The sequence below is a fragment of the Kitasatospora phosalacinea genome (assembly GCF_030268885.1).
GTDB lineage: Bacteria > Actinomycetota > Actinomycetes > Streptomycetales > Streptomycetaceae > Kitasatospora > Kitasatospora phosalacinea_C.
Window position 1 is genome coordinate 317,595 of sequence record NZ_BSSA01000004.1, and the last position, 23,111, is coordinate 340,705.

At 74.7% G+C, this 23,111-nt stretch carries 14 protein-coding genes and 2 rRNA genes; 7 read left to right on the plus strand and 9 right to left on the minus strand.

What is annotated here, in order from left to right:
- The first annotated feature begins 143 nt into the window (after positions 1-143).
- Together QSK52_RS09255 and QSK52_RS09260 are read left to right on the plus strand one after the other, a co-directional pair.
- Positions 144-764 carry a TetR family transcriptional regulator gene (locus QSK52_RS09255; protein WP_285735439.1) on the plus strand — a complete coding sequence of 207 codons (621 nt, stop codon included), beginning with the start codon at positions 144-146 and terminating at the stop codon, positions 762-764.
- 106 nt (positions 765-870) lie between these two features.
- The gene (locus tag QSK52_RS09260) at positions 871-2,061 is read left to right on the plus strand and encodes a glycoside hydrolase family 5 protein (protein ID WP_285735440.1); all 1,191 of its coding nucleotides are present in this window, start codon (positions 871-873) and stop codon (positions 2,059-2,061) included.
- Positions 2,062-2,186: 125 nt separating this feature from the next.
- Here the strand turns inward: QSK52_RS09260 and QSK52_RS09265 are convergent, their stop codons facing one another.
- Positions 2,187-4,214 (minus strand): M3 family metallopeptidase, encoded by a 2,028-nt coding sequence (locus tag QSK52_RS09265; RefSeq protein ID WP_285735441.1) that lies wholly within the window; start codon positions 4,212-4,214, stop codon positions 2,187-2,189.
- Positions 4,215-4,388: 174 nt separating this feature from the next.
- On the opposite strand from QSK52_RS09265, the gene QSK52_RS09270 reads away from it, so the two are divergent.
- Positions 4,389-6,077: a bifunctional 3'-5' exonuclease/DNA polymerase gene (locus tag QSK52_RS09270; protein ID WP_285735442.1), complete on the plus strand. Its 1,689-nt coding sequence runs from the start codon at positions 4,389-4,391 to the stop codon at positions 6,075-6,077.
- A 71-nt stretch (positions 6,078-6,148) separates the two neighbouring features.
- Here QSK52_RS09270 and QSK52_RS09275 read toward each other — a convergent pair whose 3' ends face one another.
- On the minus strand, positions 6,149-7,330 hold the full coding sequence (locus QSK52_RS09275) for a PP2C family protein-serine/threonine phosphatase (RefSeq protein WP_285735443.1): 1,182 nt from the start codon (positions 7,328-7,330) through the stop codon (positions 6,149-6,151).
- Between the two features lie 127 nt (positions 7,331-7,457).
- Between QSK52_RS09275 and QSK52_RS09280 the strand changes: the two genes are divergently transcribed.
- The 3 genes from QSK52_RS09280 (at position 7,458) to QSK52_RS09290 (ending at position 11,163) form a co-directional block, all read left to right on the plus strand.
- On the plus strand, positions 7,458-8,408 hold the full coding sequence (locus QSK52_RS09280) for a PrsW family intramembrane metalloprotease (protein WP_285735444.1): 951 nt from the start codon (positions 7,458-7,460) through the stop codon (positions 8,406-8,408).
- 205 nt (positions 8,409-8,613) lie between these two features.
- Complete coding sequence (locus tag QSK52_RS09285) at positions 8,614-8,832, plus strand: heavy-metal-associated domain-containing protein (protein WP_285735445.1); 219 nt, start codon at positions 8,614-8,616, stop codon at positions 8,830-8,832.
- Between the two features lie 69 nt (positions 8,833-8,901).
- Positions 8,902-11,163 (plus strand): heavy metal translocating P-type ATPase, encoded by a 2,262-nt coding sequence (locus tag QSK52_RS09290; protein ID WP_285735446.1) that lies wholly within the window; start codon positions 8,902-8,904, stop codon positions 11,161-11,163.
- Positions 11,164-11,169: 6 nt separating this feature from the next.
- Here QSK52_RS09290 and QSK52_RS09295 read toward each other — a convergent pair whose 3' ends face one another.
- The 5 genes from QSK52_RS09295 to QSK52_RS09315 form a co-directional block, all read right to left on the minus strand.
- Positions 11,170-11,889, minus strand: coding sequence for an SDR family NAD(P)-dependent oxidoreductase (locus QSK52_RS09295; protein WP_285735447.1), 720 nt, complete (start codon positions 11,887-11,889; stop codon positions 11,170-11,172).
- Between the two features lie 462 nt (positions 11,890-12,351).
- A complete protein-coding gene (locus tag QSK52_RS09300; RefSeq protein WP_285735448.1) occupies positions 12,352-13,641 on the minus strand; it encodes a citrate synthase in 1,290 nt (429 codons plus the stop codon).
- A gap of 233 nt (positions 13,642-13,874) precedes the next feature.
- Positions 13,875-16,073 carry an SF1B family DNA helicase RecD2 gene (recD2, locus tag QSK52_RS09305; RefSeq protein WP_285735449.1) on the minus strand — a complete coding sequence of 733 codons (2,199 nt, stop codon included), beginning with the start codon at positions 16,071-16,073 and terminating at the stop codon, positions 13,875-13,877.
- Between the two features lie 146 nt (positions 16,074-16,219).
- Positions 16,220-19,174 carry a hypothetical protein gene (locus tag QSK52_RS09310; protein WP_285735450.1) on the minus strand — a complete coding sequence of 985 codons (2,955 nt, stop codon included), beginning with the start codon at positions 19,172-19,174 and terminating at the stop codon, positions 16,220-16,222.
- A complete protein-coding gene (locus QSK52_RS09315) occupies positions 19,171-21,612 on the minus strand; it encodes an ABC transporter permease (protein ID WP_285735464.1) in 2,442 nt (813 codons plus the stop codon). Before QSK52_RS09315 ends, QSK52_RS09310 begins: the two co-directional genes overlap by 4 nt.
- Between QSK52_RS09315 and QSK52_RS09320 the strand changes: the two genes are divergently transcribed.
- Positions 21,587-22,585 carry a hypothetical protein gene (locus QSK52_RS09320; RefSeq protein WP_285735451.1) on the plus strand — a complete coding sequence of 333 codons (999 nt, stop codon included), beginning with the start codon at positions 21,587-21,589 and terminating at the stop codon, positions 22,583-22,585. The genes QSK52_RS09315 and QSK52_RS09320 overlap by 26 nt on opposite strands.
- 155 nt (positions 22,586-22,740) lie before the next feature.
- Here QSK52_RS09320 and rrf read toward each other — a convergent pair.
- Together rrf and QSK52_RS09330 are read right to left on the minus strand one after the other, a co-directional pair.
- A 5S ribosomal RNA gene (gene rrf, locus QSK52_RS09325) occupies positions 22,741-22,857 on the minus strand.
- Positions 22,858-22,941: 84 nt separating this feature from the next.
- Positions 22,942-23,111 (minus strand): 23S ribosomal RNA (locus QSK52_RS09330); the annotation flags it as partial.

Here is a 23,111-nt window from a genome sequence, read left to right on the forward strand (position 1 = left end):
GCCTCCAGGAGACGGTCGTACGGGCCGGAGGGTCCGCGCCACTGCGCTGTTACCTCCGGTAACATGGCGGCGAGTCTGCTACCGATAGGTAACCGGTGTCAACGCCCGACGAGCCGCCTACCCGCCCGCACCAGGAGCAGCGCATGACCACCGAACCCCGTCTCGAACCCCGCCGCGAACAACTGCTCAACGCCGCCGACCGGGTCATCCAGCGCGAGGGCCCGAGCGCCAGCATGAACGCGATCGCCGCCGAGGCCGGCATCACCAAGCCGATCCTGTACCGGCACTTCGGCGACCGGAACGGCCTGATCGGCGCCCTGACCGAGCGCCACACCGCCGGACTGCTGGCCGCCGTCCGGGCCGCCCTCCACGAGCCGCTGGAGCGCCGCGACCGGGTCGAGCACGTGCTGGACGTCTACCTGGCCGCGATCGAGTCCCGCCCGCAGGTGTACCGGCTGCTCACCCACCCCGAGCCCGGCGACCCCACCGGCGCGGGCAACGCGCTGGCGCCCGCGCTGCGGCAGATCGCCGAGGAGATCACCCGCGCCATCCAGCAGCAGGTCGACCTCGGCCAGGACGGCCCGCTGCTCTCCGAGACCTGGGGGCGCTCGATCACCGGCATGGTGCTGGCCGCCGGGGACTGGTGGCTGGAGACCCGCCCCTGCCCGCGCCCGCGGATGGTGCAGGCCCTCGCCGACCTGCTGTGGGGCCGGCTCTCCGCGGCCGCCGACCTGCCGCCGATGCTGGCCGCCCCGGAGGTCTGAGCCCCCGGCGGCCCACAGAACATGAGCAGGTCTCACCTCTTGTGCGGCGGGAGCGGCTCCGGCAGGATCGGCGCACCCCGCCCCGCCCACGCCGTGAGGTGCCCCCGTGCGCGTCCGCCGCTCCGCCGCCGCCCTGCTGCTCACCGCCGCCGCCCTCCTCGGCACCGTCTCGGCCGGCCCGCCCGCCGACCGCGCCCCGTTCGACGCCCGCAAGGTCTCCGCGACCACCCTCGCCGACGGTCGCACCGCCTTCACCGACGCCCGCGGCCGCGTCCTGGACCTGCGGGGCTTCAACCTCGACAAGTACGACGAGACCACCGAGGCCGACCTGCGGGACCTCTCCGCGCACGGCTTCGGCCTGGTCCGGATCGCGGTCTCCTGGTCCCGCCTCGAACCCGCCCGCGGCCACTACGACCGGGCCCAGCTCGCCCGGCTCGGCCGGCTCCTCGACTGGGCGGCGCAGTACCGCCTGTACGCCGTCGTCGACTTCCACCAGGACGTCTACGGCCAGTACTTCCTCGGCGGCGACGGCGGCGCCCCCGCCTGGGCCACCCGCGACGACGGCCTCCCCTTCACCCCCGACCCGGACGACTGGTTCGCGGGCTACTTCCAGCCCGCCGTCCAGGCCGCCTTCCGCCACCTCTACGACGACCCCGACCTGCGGCGCGCCCAGGCCGACCTCTACACCACCGTCGCCCGCGAACTGCGCGGCAAGCGCGCCCTGCTCGGCTACGACCTGTTCAACGAGCCCTTCGGCCCGGTCGACGGCGACCCGACCGACCCGGCCGTGCTGGCCGCCGCCTCCGCCGCCCTCGAAGAGGGCCGGCTCGCCGCCATGTACCGCCGCCTGGTCAGCGCCGTCCGCCGGGCGGACCGCGACGCCTGGCTGTTCGTCGAACCCACCGTGCTGGTCGGCCAGGGCGTCCCCACCCGGCTGCCCGCCTTCACCGACCCCCGCCCCGGCCCCGACCGGATCGGCTACGCCCCGCACTTCTACGACACCGCCGTCGAAGCGGGCCGGGACTGGGACCCGTCCGGCGGCTTCGTCGAGGCGTACACCGCCGCCGTCACCGCCTACCCCACCGCCCACCACCTGCCCGTCCTGGTCGGCGAATGGGGCCCGCCCTCCGCCGCCACCCCCGGCAACGCCGAACTGGTCCGGCGCCAACTCGCCGCCATGCGCACCTTCGCCGCGGGCTGGACCATGTGGTACTGGTGCCGCGGCACCGGCGGCTACTGCGCCCTCACCCCCGACGGCCGCCCGGCCCCCGGCTACGGCCCCGTCTTCACCGGGTAGCCCACCGCGCCCCCGCACCCCGTCAGGGGCGCGGGGGAACTGCGCGAGCAGCCGCGCACGGCCGGTGCCGGGGGCACCGCAGCACCCCCCGCAGGCCGTGCGGTCCCGCCCGCTCCGGGTCCCTCCTACTCCAGGCCGCGCCGCACCAGCAGCGGCCCGATCCGCGGCTCCCGCCCCAGCACGTCCCGCACGCACTCCAGCGCGTCCCGGCTCCCGCCCCGCGACAGCAGCCGCTCCCGGAACAGCTGCCCGCTCTCCCGCACCCCGAGCCCGTTGGCGCCGAACCACTCCACCGTCTCCGCGTCCAGCACCTCGGACCAGATGTACGCGTAGTACCCGGCGCTGTACCCGTTCGAGAAGACGTGGTTGAAGTACCCGGTGCGGTACCGCGGCGGCACCGCCGCGACCGCGACGCCCGCCTCCGCGAGCGCCCGCGCCTCGAAGCCCTCCGGGTCCGCGACGACCGGGTCGCCGGGCCGACGGGTGTGCCAGGCCCAGTCGAGCAGGGCCGCGGCCAGGTACTCGACCGTCCGGAAGCCCTGCCCGTAGTTCTCGGCGGCGAGCATCCGCCCGACCACGGCGGCGTCCAGCGGCTCCCCGGTGACGTGGTGGCGGGCGTAGTGGGCGAGCACCTCGGGCCGGGTCATCCACATCTCGTTGACCTGGGACGGGAACTCGACGAAGTCGCGCGGCACCTCCGTCCCGGCGAAGGACGGGTACTGCACGTCCGAGAACAGCCCGTGCAGCGCGTGCCCGAACTCGTGGAACAGGGTGCGCACCTCGTCCCAGCTGAGCAGCGCCGCCTCGCCGGGCGCCGGGCGGGCGATGTTGAGGTTGTTGACGACCACCGGCCGGGTGCCCAGCAGCCGGGACTGCGGGACGAGTTCGTTCATCCAGGCGCCGCCGCGCTTGGACTCGCGGGCGTGGAAGTCGCCGATGAACAGGCCCAGCCCGGAGCCGTCCGCGTCGAACACCTCGAAGACCCGCGCGTCGGGGTGGTACGCCGTCAGGTCGGGCCGCTCGGCGAAGGTCAGCCCGTACGCGAGGTGGGCGGCGAAGAAGACGCCGTCGTGCAGCACCCGCTCCAGCTCGAAGTAGGGGCGCAGCGCCGCGGTGTCCACGTCGTAGCGCTCGGCGCGGACCTTCTCCGCGTAGAACGCCCAGTCGTGGGCCGCGAGTTCGTCGATCCCGTCGGCGGCCGCGGCGGCCGCCAGGTCGGCGGCCTCGCGCTCGGCGTTGGCGACGGCGGGGGCGACCAGGCGGCCGAGCATCGCGGCCACCGCCTCGACGGTGCCCGCGGTCTCGTCGGCGACCACGTACGAGGCGTGGGTGGGGTGGCCGAGCAGGGCGGCGCGTTCGGCGCGCAGGGCGGCCATCTTCGCGGCGAGCGGGCCGTTGGTGTCGAGGCCGCGGCGCAGCGAGGCGGTGAGCAGCCGCTCGCGCAGGGCGCGGTCGGTGAGCCGGGCGAGTTCGCCCTGGTGGGAGAAGTTCTTCAGGCTGAGCACCCAGCGGCCGTCCTGGCCCAGCGCGCGGGCGTTCTCCGCGGCCGCGGCGACCGCGGCGGCGGACAGGCCGTCGAGGGCGTCGGCGCTGTCCACGGCGACCGCCCCGGCCAGCGAGGCGTCGTGGGTGTTCTTGCGGAACGCGGCGGCGTCGGCGGCGAGTTCGGCGTTGATCTCGCGCAGCCGCTGCTGCCCGGCGGCGTCGAGCCGGGCGCCGGCCCGGACGAAGGCGGTGTGCCGGCGTTCCAGCAGGCGCAGCGACTCGGCGTCCAGGCCCAGCTCGTGGCGGGCCCCGTGCAGGGCGTCGAGGCGGGCGAACAGCGCGGCGTCGAGGTGGATCGCGTCGGCGTGCGCGGCCAGCAGGGGGCTGATCTCGGCGTCGAGCGCCTGGACGCCGGGGGTGGTGTCGGAGGAGTCCTGGTTGAAGAAGACCGCCGAGACCCGGCGCAGCACCGCTCCCGAACGCTCCAGCGCCACCACGGTGTTGTCGAAGGTCGGCGGCTCGGGGTTCGCGGCGATGGCGGCAACCTCGGCGAGCTGGTCGGCCATGCCCCGCTCGAAGGCGGGGCGGTAGTGCTCTTCCCGGATCTCGGCGAAGGGCGGGAGCTCGTACACCAGGGTGCTGGGCGAGAAGAAGGGATTGTCGCTCATGTCCGCGACCCTACGGGCCGCCGGGCCCTGGCGGAACACTGTCACGACAAGCCGCCGCCCCGCCCGTCCGCTCGCGCCGCAACGCCGCTTGTCACCGCCACCGGCTACCGTCGACAGGTCCTGCCCGCACGCCCGAACCCCCGTCCGGAACGCCCCCGAGAGGAGCCGCCGCCCGTGCGCTACGCCCTGGTGCCCGATCCGCACGGCCCCGGCGGCCGCCTGCAGCCGCTCGACGAGCAGGGTGCGCCGCTGGGCCCGCCCGAGCCCGCGCCGCGGCTGGCCGAGGCGGTGGCCGCGGTGGAGGCCGCGCACGCCCCGCGCTGGGTGTGGCCGACGGCGGACACCGCGTACGGCCCGCTGCTGGCGGCCCTGCCGGTGCGGCTGGCGCGCTGCCACGACCTGCGGCTGACGGAGGCGCTGCTGCTGGGCCGGGAGGGCCGGTTCGGGTCGCCGCGTTCGCTGGGCGCGGCCTGGGCGCGGCTGCGCGGGCTGCCGGTGCCGGCCGACCTGCCGGAGGGCGCGCTGCCCGACGAGGACGGCCTGTTCGCCCCGGACCGGCTGCAACTTCCGCCGGGCACCGACCAGTTGGAGGCCGTGGTCGCGGTGCACGCGGAGCAGCTGCGGCGGCTCGCGGCGATCGAGGACGCGGCGGCCCGCGCCCGGTTCCGGCTGCTGGTGGCGGCCGAGTCGGCGGGCGCGCTGCTGGCCTGCGAGATGGCGCACGACGGGCTGCCCTGGCGCGCCGACGTGCACGACGCGCTGCTGACCGAGCTGCTGGGCCCGCGTCCGACGATCCCGGGCACCCAGCCGACGAAGCTCGCCGAACTGGCGCTGGAGGTGCAGCAGGCGCTCGGCGCCCGCCCGTTCAACCCGGACTCGCACACCCAGGTCATCAAGGCGTTCGCGGACCGCGGCGTCCACCTCTCCTCGACCCGTTCCTGGGAGCTGAAGTCGGTGGACCACCCGGCGGCGGCCCTGATGGTCCGCTACAAGGAGCTGTCCCGGCTGCACGCCGCGCACGGCTGGGCCTGGCAGGCGGCCTGGGCGCGCGGCGGGCGGTTCCGCCCGGAGTACGTGGTCGGCGGGGTGGTGACCGGCCGGTGGGCCTCGCGCGGCGGCGGCGCGCTGCAGATCCCGCGGACGATGCGCCGCGCGGTGGTGGCCGACCCGGGCTGGCTGCTGGTCGTGGCGGACGCGGCGCAGCTGGAGCCCCGGGTGCTGGCCGCCCTCTCCGGCGACGCCGGGCTGGCCCGGACGGCCGCCGGGGGCGACCTGTACGCGGCGCTCGCCGCGAGCGCCTTCCAGGGCGACCGGGAGAAGGCCAAGCTGGGCCTGCTGGGCGCGATGTACGGCCAGACCGGCGGCGGCATCGGCCCGCTGCTGAACACGCTGCGCCGCCGCTACCCGGCCGCGATGGGGTACGTGGAGGCGGCGGCCCGCACCGGGGAGGACGGCGGGGTGGTCTCCTCCCGCCTGGGCCGGGTCTGCCCGCCGCCCTCCGCCGACTGGCTGGACCTGACGGAGGCGCCCGAGCCGGGCGAGGCGGCCGGCCGGTCGGCCCGCGCCCGCGGCCGCTTCACCCGCAACTTCGTGATCCAGGGCAGCGGCGCGGACTGGGCGCTGGCCCTGCTCGCGGCCCTGCGCCGCCGACTGGCCGCGCTGAGCTCCGGCGAGGACCGTCCGCACCTGGTCTTCTTCCAGCACGACGAGGTGGTCGTGCACACCCCGGCCGACCTGGCCGACACCGTCGCCGCCGCCGTCGGCGAGGCCGCCGAGGAGGCCACCGCCCTGGTCTTCGGCGACACCCCGGTCCGCTTCCCCCTCACCACCGCCGTCGTCGACTGCTACGGCGACGCCAAGTAGACCCCGCCCGGAACACCCCCACCGGCCTGCGCCCCGCCGCACGCAGCGCCCCCGCCTCCCCGCTCCGCCGCTCACTCCACCGCGTCGGGCCCGGGCCGGGTGACGAGCAGCAGCAGGGCGTCGTCGCCGAGTTCGCCGCCGGTGTGCGCGAGCAGGTCCGCGTAGAGGCGGGCGACGGCGGCGTCGAGGTGGGCGAGCGAGCGCCAGCCGTCGCGCACCAGCGGCCCGGCCCGTTCGGCGAGCGGGTAGAACTCGCCGCCGCGGGCGCCCCTGGCCTCGATGACGCCGTCGGTGCACAGCACCAGGACGTCCTGCGGGCCGAAGGGCACGGCGGTGGGGCGGGGCCGGCCGGGGACGAGGTGCCCGAGGCCGAGCGGCACCCAGGGGTCGGCGAAGTCGACCACCTCGCTGCTCCCGTCGGCGTGCACCCGCAGCGGCGGGACGTGGCCGCGGTGCAGCAGGTCGACGCTGCCGGGTTCGCGGAAGGCGGCGAACACCGCGGTGGTGAACTCCCCGTCCGGGACGTGCCGGTGCACGCTGGCCTCGATCCGCCCGGCCACGGCGGGCAGCGACTCCTCGTCGTAGGCGGCCTCGCGGAACGCGCCGAGCACCACGGCGGCGGTCTGCACCGCCCCGAGCCCCTTGCCGCGGACGTCGCCGACCAGCACCCGGGTGCCGTACGGGGTGTCGAGGACGGAGTACAGGTCGCCGCCGATCCGGGCGGCGTCCGCGGCGGAGACGTACCGCACGGCCAGCCGCAGCGGCCCGACCACCGGGTCGGGCTGGCGCAGCAGCGCACGCTGGGCGGCCTCCGCGACCGAGCTGACGGCCGCGAAGGCCGCGGCTCGTCGCATCCGCAGTTCGGCGATGCCCGCGCTGAGCGCGGTGACCGCGACGTAGCTGACCATCGCGCCGTACAGGAAGCGGCTGTCGGCGAGGTTGTCGACCTGGTCGTAGCGGCTGAGGCCGAGCAGGGCCATCAGGCCGAGGAAGCAGACCGCGAGCAGTTCGCGCGGCCGCAGGGTGAGCGCGGCGACGGAGGGGACGACGACCATCAGCGGGGCGAGGTACCGGTCCTGGCCGGAGAGGTAGTCGGCGAGCGAGACGACCACGATGGCGGTCAGCGCGGGCGCGGCGCGGCGCAGCAGCGAGAGGTCCTGCAGGTCGGTCACCAGCAGGGCGCTGCGCTGTCGGCTGGGCGGTACCCCGCCGGTCTGGCCCGCCGGTCCGCCACCTCCGCGTCGAAGGTGCACCTTCCGAACATATCGGACCCCCGGGCGCCCTGCTCCACCCGGGCGAGGTTCGGACATTCCGGGCCAACAACACCAAATTGTCATACCGTACGTTCACCACTGGTCCGCGGCGACGGAAGGCTCCCGGATGTCCGGTTACGGCACGACACCCCCGAGTTACGGCAACCCGAGCGGCCGCCCGAACGTACCCCCGCCCCGCCGGGGCACCGCCGCACCCACCCGCTACTGGCTGAAGATCCTCCTGACCGGCCTGGCCCTGTGGGTGGCCACCGTCGCGGTCACCTTCGCGACCTCCAACAGCAACCTGGTGCCGACCGTCGTGCTGCTCGGCAGCTTCCTCGTCCCGGCCACCTTCACCGTCTGGGCGTACGAGCGGTTCGCCTCGGACGTCGGGCCGGGCCGGATCCTCGCCTGCTTCGGCGTCGGCGGGATCATCGGCGTGCTGGGCGCCTCGGTGCTGGAGGCGTACCTGCTCTCGCCCTCGGTGTGGATGTACCTCGGGGTCGGGCTGATCGAGGAGGCGGCGAAGCTCTTCGCGCTGGTGCTGGTGGCCCGCAACATCCCGGTCCGCGGCCTCAGGCACGGCCTGGTGCTGGGCGCCACGGTCGGCGCGGGCTTCGCCGCGTTCGAGAGCGCGGGCTACGCGTTCAACGCGGTGCTGACCATCCACGGCCTGTCGCTGAAGAACCTGGTGGAGACCGAGGTGCTGCGCGGCCTGCTCGCCCCGGTCGGCCACATCCTGTGGACCGGCATCCTCGGCGGCGTGCTGTTCCGCGAGCGCCGCGGCCCGCACTTCCGCCTCACCGCCCCGGTGCTGCTCACCTACCTGGGCGTGTCGCTGCTGCACGCGCTGTGGGACAGCACGAGCGGCATCGCGGTCTGGCTGGTGGTCCGCACCACCAGCACCGACCTGCAGGAGCAGCTGTTCGCCAACGGCTACCTGCCGCACCCCACCCAGCAGCAGGTGCACCTGTACACGCTGTACGACGTGCTCGGCCTGGTGGTGGTCTCGCTGCTCGGCCTGGGCTGGCTGCGCCTGCTGGTCCGCCGCGAGGAGCGGGCGCCGCTGGCGACCTGAGCCGTTCGGAGGAACGGACGGCGGGCGGCCCGGTGCGGGCCGCCCGCCGTTGCGGTTCCCGGCCCGGCGCGGACTACCCTCGGGACGGGCCGCGGGCCGCCCGCGCCGGAACGCGCCCCCCTCTGGACGGAATACCCCCAGGGGGTACTGTGGTGGGGAGACGGGCACCCGCCCCACCAGCAGCACCGCGCGTTCGGAGGTCCCCATGTCCAGCACCGTCACCTACACCGTCAGCGGCATGAGCTGCAGCCACTGCGAGAAGGCGATCAGCGGCGAGGTCTCCGCCCTGCCCGGCGTCACCGCGGTCGCCGCCGACGCCGCGGCCGGCACCGTCACCGTCACCGCCGAGCCCGCCCCCAGCGACGAGCAGGTCGCCGCCGCGGTGGACGAGGCGGGCTACGAACTGGTCGGCCGGGCCTCCTGACCCGCCCGCGGGGGCGGCCCGCGCCGCCCCCGCCCCCTCACTCCTGCACCGAGCGAAGCGGACGAGCTGATGAGCACCACCACCGACCCCGCGGCCGCCCCCCGCGACCGCGTCGAGCTGTCCATCGGCGGCATGACGTGCGCGTCCTGCGCCGCCCGGATCGAGAAGAAGCTCAACCGGATCGACGGCGTCGAGGCCAGCGTCAACTTCGCGACCGAGCGGGCCCGGGTGGATTTCGGCCCCGGCACCAGCGTCGCCGACCTGATCGCCACCGTGGAGCGGACCGGCTACACCGCCGAACTCCCGCCCCCGCCCGCCGAACCCGATCCCGTCCCCGAGGCCGCGGCGGAACCCGCCCGCGAGCCCGACCCCCTGCGCGACCGGCTGCTGGTCAGCGCCGCGCTCAGCGTCCCCGTCGTACTGCTCTCGATGGTCCCGGCCCTGCAGTTCGACGACTGGCAGTGGCTGGCCTTCGCCCTGACCGGCCCGGTCGTCGTGTACGGCGGGTGGCCGTTCCACCGGGCCGCCTGGACCAACGCCCGGCACGGCGCCGCCACCATGGACACCCTGGTCTCGCTCGGCACCCTGGCCGCCTTCGGCTGGTCGGTGTGGGCTTTGTTCTGGGGCCACGCCGGGATGCCCGGCATGCGGCACTCCTTCACCCTCACCGCCGACGGCGTCGACGCCTCCTCCACCCTCTACCTGGAGACCGCGGCCGCCGTCACCACCCTGATCCTGCTCGGCCGCTGGCTGGAGGCCCGCTCGAAGCGGACGGCCGGCGCCGCGCTGCACGCCCTGCTCGGCCTGGGCGCCAGGGACGTCGCCGTGCTGCGCGGCGGCCGGGAGACCCGGGTGCCGGTGGCGCAACTGGCCGTCGGGGACCGGTTCGTGGTGCGGCCCGGCGAGAAGGTCGCCACCGACGGCACCGTGGTCGAGGGCAGCTCCGCCGTGGACGCCTCGATGCTCACCGGCGAGTCCGTCCCCGTCGAGGTCGGCCCCGGCGACACCGTCACCGGCGCGACCGTCAACGCGGGCGGACGCCTCGTCGTCGAGGCCACCCGCATCGGCGCCGACACCCAACTCGCCCGGATGGCCAAGCTCGTCGAGGACGCCCAGAACGGCAAGGCCGCCGCCCAGCGCCTCGCCGACCGGATCTCCGCCGTCTTCGTACCCGTCGTGATCCTGATCGCCCTCGGCACCCTGGTCGGCTGGCTGCTGGCCACCGACAGCCCCACCGAGGCGTTCACCGCGGCGGTCGCGGTGCTGATCATCGCCTGCCCGTGCGCCCTCGGCCTGGCCACCCCCACCGCCCTGCTGGTCGGCACCGGACGCGGCGCCCAGCTCGGCATCCTCATCAAGGGACCCGAAGTCCTGGAGAACACCCGCAGGGCCGACACCGTCGTCCTCGACAAGACCGGCACCGTCACCACCGGACAGATGACCCTGCTCGCCGTCCACACCGCCGACGGCACCACCCGGGACGAAGCCCTGCACCTGGCCGGCGCCCTCGAACACGCCTCCGAACACCCCATCGCCCAGGCCGTCGCCACCGCCGCCCGGGAACGGTTCGGCGACCTGCCCCCCGTCGAGGGCTTCCGCAGCCACCCGGGCCTCGGCGTCGAGGGCACCGTCGACGGCCGCACCGTCCGGGCCGGCCGCGCCACCCTGTTCGACGCCCCCCTGCCGCCCGCCCTCGCCACCGCCGGGGCCGCGGCCGAGCGGGCCGGGCGGACCGCGATCGCGGTCGGCTGGGACGGGGCGGCCCGCGCCGTCCTGGAGGTCGCCGACGCGGTCAAGCCCACCAGCGCCCGGGCCGTCGCCGAACTGCGTGCCCTGGGCCTGCATCCCCTCCTGCTCACCGGCGACAACCGCCAGGCAGCCGAGACCGTCGCCGCCGAGATCGGCATCCCCGCCCACGACGTCATCGCCGAGGTCCTGCCCGAGGACAAGGTCGCCACCGTCCGACGCCTGCAGACCGAGGGCCGCACCGTCGCCATGGTCGGCGACGGCGTCAACGACGCCGCCGCCCTCGCCCAGGCCGACCTCGGCCTCGCCCTCGGCACCGGCACCGACGCCGCCATCGAAGCCGCCGACCTCACCCTGGTGCGCGGCGACCTGCGCTCCGCCGCCGACGCCATCCGCCTCTCCCGCCGCACCCTCGCCACCATCAAGGGCAACCTCTTCTGGGCCTTCGCCTACAACCTCGCCGCCCTCCCCCTCGCCGCCGCCGGACTCCTCAACCCCGTGATCGCCGGCGCCGCCATGGCCTTCTCCTCCGTCTTCGTCGTCACCAACAGCCTGCGGCTGCGCAACTTCCGACCCGCGGGCTGAGGAGCGTCAACGGCCGAGCAGTTCCCCGCCGTTGCAGTGCAGGATCTCCCCCGTGATGAACCCCGCCTCCGCCGAGGCGAGGAAGTACACCGCGGCCGCGACCTCCCCCGACTCGCCGATCCGCCCGAGCAGGGTGCGCGCCGAGCGGCGCGCCACCTCGGCGTCGTCCAGGCGGGGGCCGAAGAACTCGGTGCCCGCGACGGTGCCGGGGGCGACGATGTTGGCGGTGATGCCGGACGGGCCGAGCTGGGCGGCCAGGAAGTGGTTCCAGGCGTGCAGGGAGGCCTTCGCGGCGCCGTAGGAGCCCGCGCCGCGCAGGGCGGCGATGGAGGAGACGGTGACCACCCGGCCGGAGCCGGGGGTGAGCCGGTCGCGGACGGACTCGGTGAGCAGCACCGCGGTCAGCACGTTGCGTTCGAAGTCGCCGCGCCAGCGGGCCAGGACGGCGTGCGGTCCGGCGCCGAGCACGGTCTCCCGGCTGCCCGCGTTGTTGACCAGGACGTCGATCCGGGCGGGCAGGGCGGGCAGCGCGGCCTCCACCGCGTCCGGGTCGGCGAGGTCGCACACCAGCGGGGTGACGTTCGTGCCGATCTCCTGCGCGGCCTGGTCGAGGACGCCGGGGCGGCGTCCGACGATCACCACGCGCTCGCCGGCCTCGGCGAAGCGCCGGGCCACCTCCAGGCCGATGCCGGTGCCCCCACCGGTGACTACGACGTTCCTGGCCATTGCGCACTCCCTCCCTGACCGTTGCCGCGCCGCGCGTCGCAGGCGGTCCGTACCGGATTGCCACGATTCCTATCACGCTGGGTTGCGATGGCTGCGGGGTGGGTGACGCCGCGCGGCGGGCGTGCGGTGTGATATGCACCCGGCCGCCGGGTGCGCGGTTGCACACGGAGAGTGGAGAGAGGCAACTCACACCCCCCTGGCGTAACTCTGCGCCCCCTGGTACGTCTTACCTTTTGTAGAGCGGGGCTCCGGCGGGCCCCGGACGGGCCGTCGATTCGTCGACTGCCCTCGCGCACGGCAACCGGGCCGGACCCGGACCCCCCGGGAACGCTTTGAGCGGCCGTTCCCGACCGGGGCCGTCCCGGGCGCCGTGCGCCCCAACGAGGCAGACGCGAAGGGGCCCGGCCCCGCCCCCTGTACGGGAGGGCGGGACCGGGCCCCTTCGGCGTCGCGGCCGACGGCTCAGCGGGCGTCGAGCGGCACGTAGTCGCGGATCTCCACGCCGGTGTAGATCTGCCGCGGGCGGCCGATCCGGCTGGTCGGGTCCTTGATCATCTCGTGCCAGTGGGCGATCCAGCCGGGGAGCCGGCCGAGCGCGAACAGCACGGTGAACATGCTGGTCGGGAAGCCCATCGCGCGGTAGATCAGGCCCGTGTAGAAGTCCACGTTCGGGTAGAGCTTGCGCGAGACGAAGAAGTCGTCCTTGAGCGCGTGCTCCTCCAGCTTGAGCGCGATGTCCAGCAGCGCGTCGGACTTGCCGAGCTGGGCCAGCACCTCGTGGGCGAGCACCTTGACCTGCGCGGCGCGCGGGTCGAACGCCTTGTAGACGCGGTGGCCGAAGCCCATCAGCTTGACGCCGTCCTCGCGGTTCTTCACCTTGCGGATGAACGCGTCGACGTCGCCGCCGTCCTTCTGGATCTGCTCCAGCATCTCCAGCACGGCCTGGTTGGCGCCGCCGTGCAGCGGGCCCCACAGCGCCGAGATGCCCGCCGAGATGGAGGCGAACAGGTTGGCGTGCGAGGAGCCGACCAGGCGCACCGTCGAGGTGGAGCAGTTCTGCTCGTGGTCCGCGTGCAGGATGAGCAGCTTGTCCAGGGCGTTGACCACGACCGGGTTGAGCTCGTAGTCCTCGGCCGGGACGGCGAAGGTCATCCGCAGGAAGTTCTCGACGTAGCCGAGGTCGTTGCGCGGGTAGACGAAGGGCTGGCCCATCGCCTTCTTGTACGCGTACGCCGCGATGGTCGGCAGCTTCGCCAGCAGCCGGACGGTCGACAGGTTGCGCTGCGCCTCGTCGAACGGGTTGTGGCTCTCCGGGTAGAACGTGGAGAGCGCGCCGACCACCGAGGAGAGCATCGCCATCGGGTGCGCGTCCCGGGGGAAGCCCTGGTAGAAGCGCTTGACGTCCTCGTGCAGCAGGGTGTGCTGGGTGATCTCGTTGCTGAACGCCGCCAGCTCGCCCGCCTTCGGCAGCTCGCCGTTGATCAGCAGGTAGGCGGTCTCGATGAAGTTGGCCTCCGAGGCCAGCTGCTCGATCGGGTAGCCGCGGTAGCGCAGGATGCCGGCGTCACCATCGATGAAGGTGATCGCGGACTTGTTGGCGGCGGTGTTGCCGAAACCGTTGTCCAGGGTGACCAGGCCGGTCTGCGGGAGCAGCTTCGAGATGTCGAAGCCGGAGTTGCCCGCAGTGCTCTCGACGACGGGGTACTCGTACTCGCCGTCCTGGTACCGCAGTACTACCGATTTGTCGCTCACGTCTTCCTCACCGACGAAATTGATCCTCATCCGACTGCCCTGACTGTCTCAACGATCCCCCACCCGAAGGACGGCCGCGCACCCGGGGGTGGCCCCGGGAAGGACCGGGGCCTACAAACTCCGCCGCTCCCACCGGTGTGAACCGGACAAGATCGGCGGCGGCACCGGACCAGGTTCCGCCCTAAATCTCTTCACGTCAAGACAACCTCTGAACGTACCGTACCGCCTCGAACTCAGCCCGCAGCCAATCTGTGGTCCAGCGCGGAGTGCCGCCGTCCGGCGCTCACCGCCCGCACCGCCTGCCCGATGGCCTTGCGCGAACCGACCAGCACCACCAGCTTCCTGGCCCGCGTCACCGCCGTGTACAACAGGTTCCGCTGGAGCATCGTCCACGCCGACGTGGTGACGGGAATCACCACCGCCGGGTACTCGCTGCCCTGCGAACGGTGGATCGTCACCGCGTACGCGTGCGCCAGCTCGTCCAGCTCGTCGAAGTCGTACGGCACCTCCTCGTCCTCGTCGGTCGTCACCGTCAGCTTCTGGTCGTCCACGCTCAGTGCCGTCACCACGCCCACTGTGCCGTTGAAGACCCCGCTGCGCCCCTTGTCGTAGTTGTTGCGGATCTGGGTGACCTTGTCGCCGACCCGGAACGTCCGCCCGCCGAACCGGCGTTCGGGCAGACCCTCGCGGGCCGGGGTCACCGCCGACTGGAGCAGCGTGTTCAGCGCGCCTGCCCCCGCCGGGCCGCGGTGCATCGGCGCCAGCACCTGGACGTCCCGGCGCGGGTCGAGGCCGAAGCGCTGCGGGATCCGGCGGGCCACCACGTCCACCGTCAGGCCGGCCGCGCGCTCCGCGTCGTCCTCCACGAACAGGAAGAAGTCCGGCAGGCCCTCGGTCAGCGGCGGCAGGCCCTCGTTGATCCGGTGCGCGTTGACCACCACGCCGGACTGCTGGGCCTGCCGGAAGATCCTGGTCAGCCGCACCGACGGGACGGGGCTGCCGGGCGAGAGCATGTCCCGCAGCACCTCGCCCGCACCCACCGAGGGCAACTGGTCGACGTCCCCCACGAACAGCAGGTGGGCGCCCGGCGCGACCGCCTTGACCAGCTTGTTCGCCAGGATGAGGTCCAGCATCGACGCCTCGTCGACCACCACCAGGTCCGCGTCCAGCGGCCGGTCCCGGTCGTACGCGGCGTCCCCGCCCGGCTTCAGCTCCAGCAGCCGGTGCACCGTCGAAGCCTCCGCCCCGGTCAGCTCCGCCAGCCGCTTGGCCGCCCGCCCGGTCGGCGCGGCCAGCACCACCTTCGCCCGCTTCGCCAGCGCCAGCTGCACGATCGACCGCACCGTGAACGACTTGCCGCAGCCCGGGCCGCCGGTCAGCACCGCGACCTTCTCGGTCAGCGCCAGGCGCACCGACTGCTCCTGCTCCGGGGCGAGTTCGGCGCCCGTCCGCTTCGCCAGCCAGCCCAGCGCGGCCGGCCAGTCCACCTGCCGGAACCACGGCAGCCGGTCCTCCTCGGCGCGCAGCAGCCGCAGCAGCTGGTTGGCCAGCGAGACCTCCGCCCGGTGGAACGGCACCAGGTACACCGCCGTCACCTCCTGCCCGTCCGCCCCCGGCAGCCGCTCGCGCACCACGCCCTCCTCCGCGACCAGCTCCGCCAGGCAGTCGATCACCAGGCCGACGTCCACCTGCAGCAGCTTCACGCCGTCCGCGATCAGCCGCTCCTCGGGCAGGTAGCAGTTCCCGTTGTCGGTGGACTGCGACAGCGCGTACTGCAGGCCCGCCTTCACCCGCTCCGGCGAGTCGTGCGGGATGCCCACCGCCTGCGCGATCCGGTCCGCCGTCAGGAAGCCGATGCCCCACACGTCCGCCGCCAGGCGGTACGGCTGGTTCTTCACCACCCCGATCGAGGCGTCGCCGTACTGCTTGTAGATCCGCACCGCCAGCGAGGTCGACACCTGCACGCCCTGCAGGAAGACCATCACCTCCTTGATGGACTTCTGCTCCTCCCAGGCCCTCGCGATCATCTTCGTCCGCTTCGGGCCCAGGCCCGGCACCTCGATCAGCCGACCCGGCTCGTTCTCGATCACCTCCAGGGTCTCCACCCCGAAGCGCTCCACGATCCGCTCGGCGAACCGCGGCCCGATGCCCTTGATCAGCCCCGAGCCCAGGTACCGCTGGATGCCCTGGACGGTGGCCGGCAGCACCGTCGTGTAGTTCTCCACCGTGAACTGCCGCCCGTACTGCGGGTGCGAACCCCACCGCCCGAACAGCCGCAGGCTCTCCCCCACCTGCGCCCCCAGCAGCGCCCCCACCACCGTCAGCAGGTCGTTGGCCCCGCGCCCGGTGTCCACCCGAGCGACCGTGTAACCGGTCTCCTCGTTGGCGTACGTGATCCGCTCCAGGACCCCCTCCACCTGAGCCAGCTGCACCGGACACCTCACCCGCGATCAGGAACACGCCACCGGAAAGGTACTCCGCCCCGCCGACACCCCGGCGCGCACGACCGCACCGACGGGCACGGCGGGGTCGTGCGCCCGCGGGCGCACGACCCCGCCGCCTCCCGGAGCAGCAGCCGCTACTGCGCGCCCTCCCCCAGCCGCAGGACCTGCGGCACCCGGCCGCGCCCCGCCAACCCCTCCAGCGCCGCCGCGCACGGCACCAGCACCAGCAGGCCGAGCGCCGCCACCGCGACGCCCGCCCAGTCCGGGGCGAACGCCGGCGCGCCCGGGCCCTGGGTGAAGACCCGCAGCTCCAGCGCCGGGCCCAGCAGCCAGGGCAGGGCCAGCCCCAGCAGCGTCCCGCCGACCACGGCCGCGACCACCACCGGGAGCAGCTGGACGAGCTGGACCCCCGCCGCGGCCCGGCCGCCGAGCCCCAGCGTCCGCAGGTGGGCGAGCATCCGCCCGCGCTCCGCCGAACCGAGCAACAGCTCCAGGACCACCGCGACCAGCCCCAGCAGCAGGCCGACCGCCGCCGACACCCGGAACGCCGTCTCCAGCGCCGCCACCAGGCCGTCGCCCGCGGAGACCTCCACCTGCTCGTCCAGGTAGCGGACCTCGATCGGCGCGCCGCGGCTGATCGCCCCGCCCGGCGCCCCGCCGCCGCCCGCGCCCGCGGCCGCCGCCGAGCCCTCCACCACGGCCTTCACCCGGCCCGCGTCGATCCGGGCCGCCCCCGCCACCGAACCCGGTCGGCCCGGCTCCGCGAACAGCACGGCCGCGTTGCGCTGCCCGTTCTGCCGGGGCAGCAGCTCCGCCCCCGGGCCGCCGAACACCAGCAGCCCGCCCGCCGTGCCGACGTCGCCGACCACCGGGCCGATCGCCCGGTCCGCGACCGTGCCGTCCGGGATCACCCCGACGATCCGCACCCGGAACCCGGCGCTGCCCGCGGTCGCGTCGAACGAACCGTCCGGGAAGCGCGCCGCCGTCGCCCGGTCCGCCAGCGCCGGGAGCTCCGCCCCCGCCGACAGCGGCCCGGACAGCTCCGGCGCGGACAGCGCCGCCACCAGCGGTGAGGAGGGCTCGTACCGGGCCAGCTCCGCCGGATCGACCCCGACCAGGCCCACCCCCTTCACCGTCGTCCCGTCCTCGTCGGAGGTCAGCGACGCCTGCCCGCCGCGCACCCGGAGCACCCCGGCGACACCCGGCACCTTGCCCAACTCCTCGTTCGGCAGCGCGCGTTGCGAAGGCCCGAGGACCACCGCGTCACCGCCGACCCGCCACTGCGCGCTCTCCACCCGGCCCTGCCGGACGGTGCCCGACACCAGCGCGCCGAACACCGCACAGGCCAGCGCGGGCACCAGCACCAGCAGCGCCGTCGCCGCCGCGCCCGAACGCCGCCCGGCCTGCGCCAGCCCGACCAGCGCGACCGCACCGCGGCGGCGCCGCGCCCAGCGGGTCGCCCACCGCAGCGGCACCGGGTACGCCCGCAGCACCACGACCACCGCCGCCATGCCCAACGCCACCGGCACCAAAGCCAGTTGGGGATCCGTCTCGGCCCCCGCCGGAGCCGCGCCGCGCAGCCGCAACTGCAGCACGCCCGCCCCCGCCAGCAGCAGCACCGCACCCTCCACCACCAGCCGCGCCGACAGGCCCAGCGCCCGCTTCAGCCCCCGTCGGCGCACCGGCTCCCGGCCCGCCCGACGCGCCGCCCGGCCCTGCCACCACACCGCGACCGCGGGCGCGCACGCCACCAGCCCCGCCGACAGCAGGGCCGGCCACCACGCACCCAACGGCCGCCCGTCGGACCACCGGGCGGCCACCGCCCAGCCCGCCAACAGGCCCACCAGGGCCGCCGGAACGGCCTCCAGCAGCCGAACGGCAGCAAGTGCGGGCTCACCCGCCCCCCGGGCCCGCTGCAGCGCCAGTGCCGCCTCCCTGCGCCGCGCCCCGAGCCGGGCCGCGGCCACCGCCGTGGACACCCCGACCGCCAGCAGCCCCGCCAGCGCGAACGACTGCAGCACGACCGTCCGGGAACGCTGCGCCACGAACGCGTCCACCAGCGGCGAGAGCTGCTGGTTCAACTGCGGCGTGGCCATCCGGCGCGCCCGGATCACGCAGGCGTCGTCCAGGCCGGAGACCGCCCCACCGCACACCTTGTCCGCGATCGCGCTCCCGAACACCCTTGCCGAGGACGACAGTTCGGCCGCCCCGCGGGCCGTGCCGCCACCGCCCCAAGGCTGCTCGGCCAACCAGAACACCCAGGAGGCCGCCGTGGTCCGCGACCCGCGCGCCTCCATCGCCTCCACCCCGGCCGGGGCCACCATCGCCTGCCCGTAGCGGACGTAGCCGTTGGGCACCGGCGAGTCCATCGGCGAGTTCAGCAGCGGCAGTTCCCGCCACAGGTCGTCCGACCCCTCCAGCGGCTCGAACTCGCCGACCACCACCGCCTCGGTGAACTCCGGCTCCCCGGACAGCAGCACCCGCTGGCCGACCGACACCCCGAGCAGCTCCAACGACTTGGCGGAGAGCCCGAGTTCGATCGGCGCCGTCCTCGCGTCGACCGGCCGCCCCGGCGCCCGACCGGCCACCCAGCGCACCCGGTCCGCCGCGTCCTGGGCGTACACCAGCGACACGCTCGGCGGGCTCCCGAACGGCCTGGGCACGTGGACGCCGGTCAGCTCCATGCCCTCGACCTGCGTCCACCCCGACACCCGCACCAGGGACCGCGCCAGCTCGCCCCCGGACGCCTGCCGCATCTCCTCGCCGACCTCGGTCAACTCCGCGTCCAGGGTGTCGAACTGCGGCGCGGTCGACGCGTGCATCGGGTTCAGCGGCCCGGTCAGTTCGGTGCGCACCGTCATCAGCGGCCCGTTCACCTGGGCCACCGTCAACCGGCGCGCCAGCTCCCGGTTCGCCGAGCGGTCGAACAGCGGCGGCCACAGCAGCACCGCGACCGTCAGCACCGCCACCAGCCCCGCCAGCACCACCAGCACCGGCCAGCCCGTCCGGGCCTCGCGCGCGGCCGGCCGCCAACCGCCGAACCCGCCCGGTCGCAGCCCGCGCCACCCCGGTCCACCCCGCCCGCTCATCCGCTCTCCCCCGCCCGAAGCTCACGCGCCAGATCCACCCGTGCCAACATCCGCGACAGCACCAGCACCACCGCACCGGCCCCCAGGCCGGTCGCCAGCACCACCACCGCCGTCCACCCCCAACCCACCGTCAACCGCAGGGCCGGGAACACCGCCAGGCCACCGCCGTCGACCATGATCAACGGGAGCACCACCGCCGCCAGCGCGACCCCGAGGACCCCGCCCAGCAACACCGCGAACCCGACCACCACCAACTGCTCCAACCGCAGCACCCCGGACAGCTGCCGACGCCGCACCCCCAACGCCCGCAGCACCGCGAACTCCCGCCGCCTGGCCCGCGCCGACCCCACCGCGTGCACCGTGAACCCGGCCACCGCGAACACCGGCGACAACGCCAACGACAGCAGCAGCGCACTGCGCCGCCCGTGCCGGAACGGGTCCTCGGCCAACGCCGCCGCCCGCGCCCGCACGCTGTCCACCACGCCCAGCCGGGGATCGGCCGCGACCGCCCGCTCCGCCTGCGCCGCACCCTCCTTCGAGGACGCCGCCAGCAGCCACGCCTCGTCCGCCACCGGATCCAGCCCCAGCCCCGCCCGGGCCGCCGACAGCGCCCGCACGTCCACCAGCGCCTGCGGCACGTCCCGGCCCCGGCCGCCCGGAAGGTCCGCCACCACCCCGACGACCTGCAGCTTGAACTGCTCCTCCTCCCCGAACACCAACCGCGCCTGGTCACCCACCGCGTAGTGGGTCTCCCGCAGGAACGCCGCGTTCACCAGGGCCGGTACGGGCATCACCTTCGCCGCCCCGCCCGTCGGCGGCATCCCGAACGACACCGTGTCCGTCCCCGCGCTCAGCGCGAACGCCTCCGCCCCGGGCCCCTGGTCCACCCCGATCTCCGGGAGCGCCCCGCGCACCACCGCCGACAGCACCCCGCCGTCCGGCTCCGACTCCTCGCACACCCCCGCACGGCTCACCGCGGCCGCCTGGTCGGCGTCCGAACGCCCCGGACACCCCAGCCCCGTCCGCACCGGCCCCCCGGGAGTGACGTCCGACCAGTGCGTGCCCGGCGGCAGCGACGCCCCCGCGACGCCCGACACCGTCAGCGTCAGCGTCGCCCGCGGGAACTGCCGCACCGGCGTGCTCCGCAACGACAACCGGGTCACCTGCAGCGGGTGGTGCAGCGCCCCCGTCCCCAGCGGCAGCGACACCGTCCGGGACACCCCGTCCGGCGTCAACCGCCCCTGCACCGTCGTCACCAACCCGCTCGCGTCCTCCACCTGCGCCGACAACCACACCGGACCGGTCCGCTCCGGCGGCGCCGCCGAAGCCACCGACACCTGCACGTCCACCGACGACGGCCGCCCCGCGAGCACCATCCCGTGCACCGGGACGTCCGCCCCCAACCGCCCCAACTGCTCGGCCAGCGAACCCCCGTCGAGGTCCGAACGCAGCGCCGGAACCGCGTGCGTCCACGCCCCCGACGCCATCCGCTCCGGCGTCGCCGACGACCGCACCGCCGCCGTGTCCACCCCCAGCACCGTGGTCGACGCGTCGCGCACCGTCCCGGGCACCGACACCAGCGGCGTCACCGCCGCCACCCCCGGCAGCCCCGCCAGCGCCCCGTACCGCTCCCCCCGCGGCAGCTCACCGCCCGTCACCCGCAGGTCCGCCCCCAACGCGAACGCCGCCCGGTCCCGGTCGCTCGGCGGCTCACCGGCCACCACCGTAGTGGTCAACGCCCCCACCGCCAGCGCCAACGCCATCAACAGCACCGGCGCCCCCTGACCCGAACGCCCCCGGCTCACCTGCCACCCGCTCAACGGAGCCACCAGACCCCGCCCGCGCCGCGCCAGCGCCTCCAACCCCCGCCCCAGCGGCGGCAGCAACCGCAACAGCAGCAGCGCCGCCGCCACCGTCATCACCACCGGCGCCAGCACCAGCACCGGATCGAACCCGACCGCACTCGACGCCGGACTCAACAACCCTTCGTACTGCCGCAGTTGCAGGTACGCCAGCACCGCCACCGCGGCCAGCACCAGGTCCGCCCCGGCCCGCTGCGCCACCACCCGGCGGGCACTGCGCGATGGCGTCTCCCGTTCGCCACCGTCAGCCGCCCACACCACCGGCAGCAGCGCCGCGCACCCGTGCAGCAGCAACGCCGTCCCCGCCACCACCCACGCCGCCGGACCGACCGCCTCCGCGGCCGCCCCCTCCACCGGCAGCCCCGAGCGCTCCAGCACCCGCAGCAGCGGCCCCGCCGCCCACACGCCCACCAGCGCGGCCGGCACCATGCACGCCGCCCACTCCACCGCGGCGACCCCGAACAACCGGGCCCGCCCCGCACCGCGCGCCAACTGCAGCACCAGCTCCGCCCGTCGGAAGTCCGTCAGTTGACGCACCGTCAGCACCATCGTGACCGCCGACAGCACCCCCAACATCGTCACCGGCACCAGCATCCCCGACCGCGCCACCATCATCGGCGACCGCAGCGCGTCCAACGCCGCCGGAACGTCACTGACCGCCCGCAGCGCCCGCACCGGCGGCTCCGCCCCGCGGAACACCGTCCGGGCGGCATCACCCTTGGTCAGCCGCTCCACCTGCTCCCGCAGCGCCCCCAACCCCTCGACCCGCAACTGCCCCGGCGACGGCAGCGCCGTCCACTGCACGTCCACCTCCTCGCGCAGCGACGGATCCGTCCGCAGCAGCTCCCGCGACACCAGCGCCAACCCCGACGAGGCGTCCAACCCCGACGACACCTGCCACGCCCGCCACAGCGGAGCCGCCCCCGGCGCCTCCCGGTACACCCCGCTCACCCGCAGCGGCAGCACCTTCGTCACCTTCACCACCGAAACCGTCCCGCCGACCGACACCCCCAGCCGCCGCGCCGCCGTCTCCGACAGCACCACCTGGTCCGGCCCCGACGGCCAACTCCCCTGCACCAACTGCGCCAACCGCTGCGGATCGGCCACCGAGATCGGCACCACCGGCAACCCCGCCCCCGCCGGCCTCCCCGTCGACACCGCCCCACCCGGCAACGGCACCGTCAACGGACTCGAAGCCCGCAACACCTCCTCCACCTGGGCCGACGTCCCCGGCAACGCCCGCCGCAACGCCCCCCGCACCTGGGCGTCCGCCTTCTCGTCCGCCCCGTCCGCGTACCGCCCCACCAGGGAGACCGACACCCGCGGATCCTCCGCCAACCGGCTGCGCATCCCCTCCGTCACCGAGCTCGCCGTCAACGCCGTCAACGCCGTCAGCACCGCCACGGCCAACCACACCGTCACCGCCGCCGCCCCCAGCACCACCCCGTGCTGCCCGGCCCGCCGCACTCCGGCGGGCGAACCCCGCCCGTCCACTCCCATGTCCCCCGAAGCCCTTCCGTCGCCATCCGATGGTCTGGACCAATCCTGATGACGGGCAGTCTGCCGTCAACCCCTCACCCAAACAACCGCCCGACGATCACGGACCGGACTCGTTCGCCCACCCCTCTCCGGAACTTCCGCTTCCGGTCCGGAAACGCGAGAAAGCCCCCTGACATCCCGTCAGGGGGCTTTCTCTGAAAGATTGTTCGGCGGCGTCCTACTCTCCCACAGGGTCCCCCCTGCAGTACCATCGGCGCTGTGAGGCTTAGCTTCCGGGTTCGGAATGTAGCCGGGCGTTTCCCTCACGCTATGACCACCGAAACACTATGAAACTATCCGCCACCCCGCCCGTGACCTGGGCAAGGGGGTCGTTGTTTCAGAACAACACAGTGGACGCGAGCAACTGAGGACAAGCCCTCGGCCTATTAGTACCGGTCAACTCCACCCCTCACAGGGCTTCCATATCCGGCCTATCAACCCAGTCGTCTACTGGGAGCCTTACCCTCTCAAGGAGGTGGGAGTGCTCATCTCGAAGCAGGCTTCCCGCTTAGATGCTTTCAGCGGTTATCCCTCCC

Excerpts from the sequence above, each read along its gene's own strand:
- QSK52_RS09290 (WP_285735446.1), top strand. The coding sequence starts at position 8,902 with ATGAGCACCACCACCGACCCCGCGGCCGCCCCCCGCGACCGCGTCGAG.
- QSK52_RS09310 (WP_285735450.1), bottom strand. The coding sequence starts at position 19,174 with ATGAGCGGGCGGGGTGGACCGGGGTGGCGCGGGCTGCGACCGGGCGGG.
- QSK52_RS09315 (WP_285735464.1), bottom strand. The coding sequence starts at position 21,612 with ATGTTGGGGGTGCTGTCGGCGGTCACGATGGTGCTGACGGTGCGTCAA.
- QSK52_RS09285 (WP_285735445.1), top strand. The coding sequence starts at position 8,614 with ATGTCCAGCACCGTCACCTACACCGTCAGCGGCATGAGCTGCAGCCAC.
- QSK52_RS09265 (WP_285735441.1), bottom strand. The coding sequence starts at position 4,214 with ATGAGCGACAATCCCTTCTTCTCGCCCAGCACCCTGGTGTACGAGCTC.
- QSK52_RS09295 (WP_285735447.1), bottom strand. The coding sequence starts at position 11,889 with ATGGCCAGGAACGTCGTAGTCACCGGTGGGGGCACCGGCATCGGCCTG.
- QSK52_RS09255 (WP_285735439.1), top strand. The coding sequence starts at position 144 with ATGACCACCGAACCCCGTCTCGAACCCCGCCGCGAACAACTGCTCAAC.
- QSK52_RS09280 (WP_285735444.1), top strand. The coding sequence starts at position 7,458 with ATGTCCGGTTACGGCACGACACCCCCGAGTTACGGCAACCCGAGCGGC.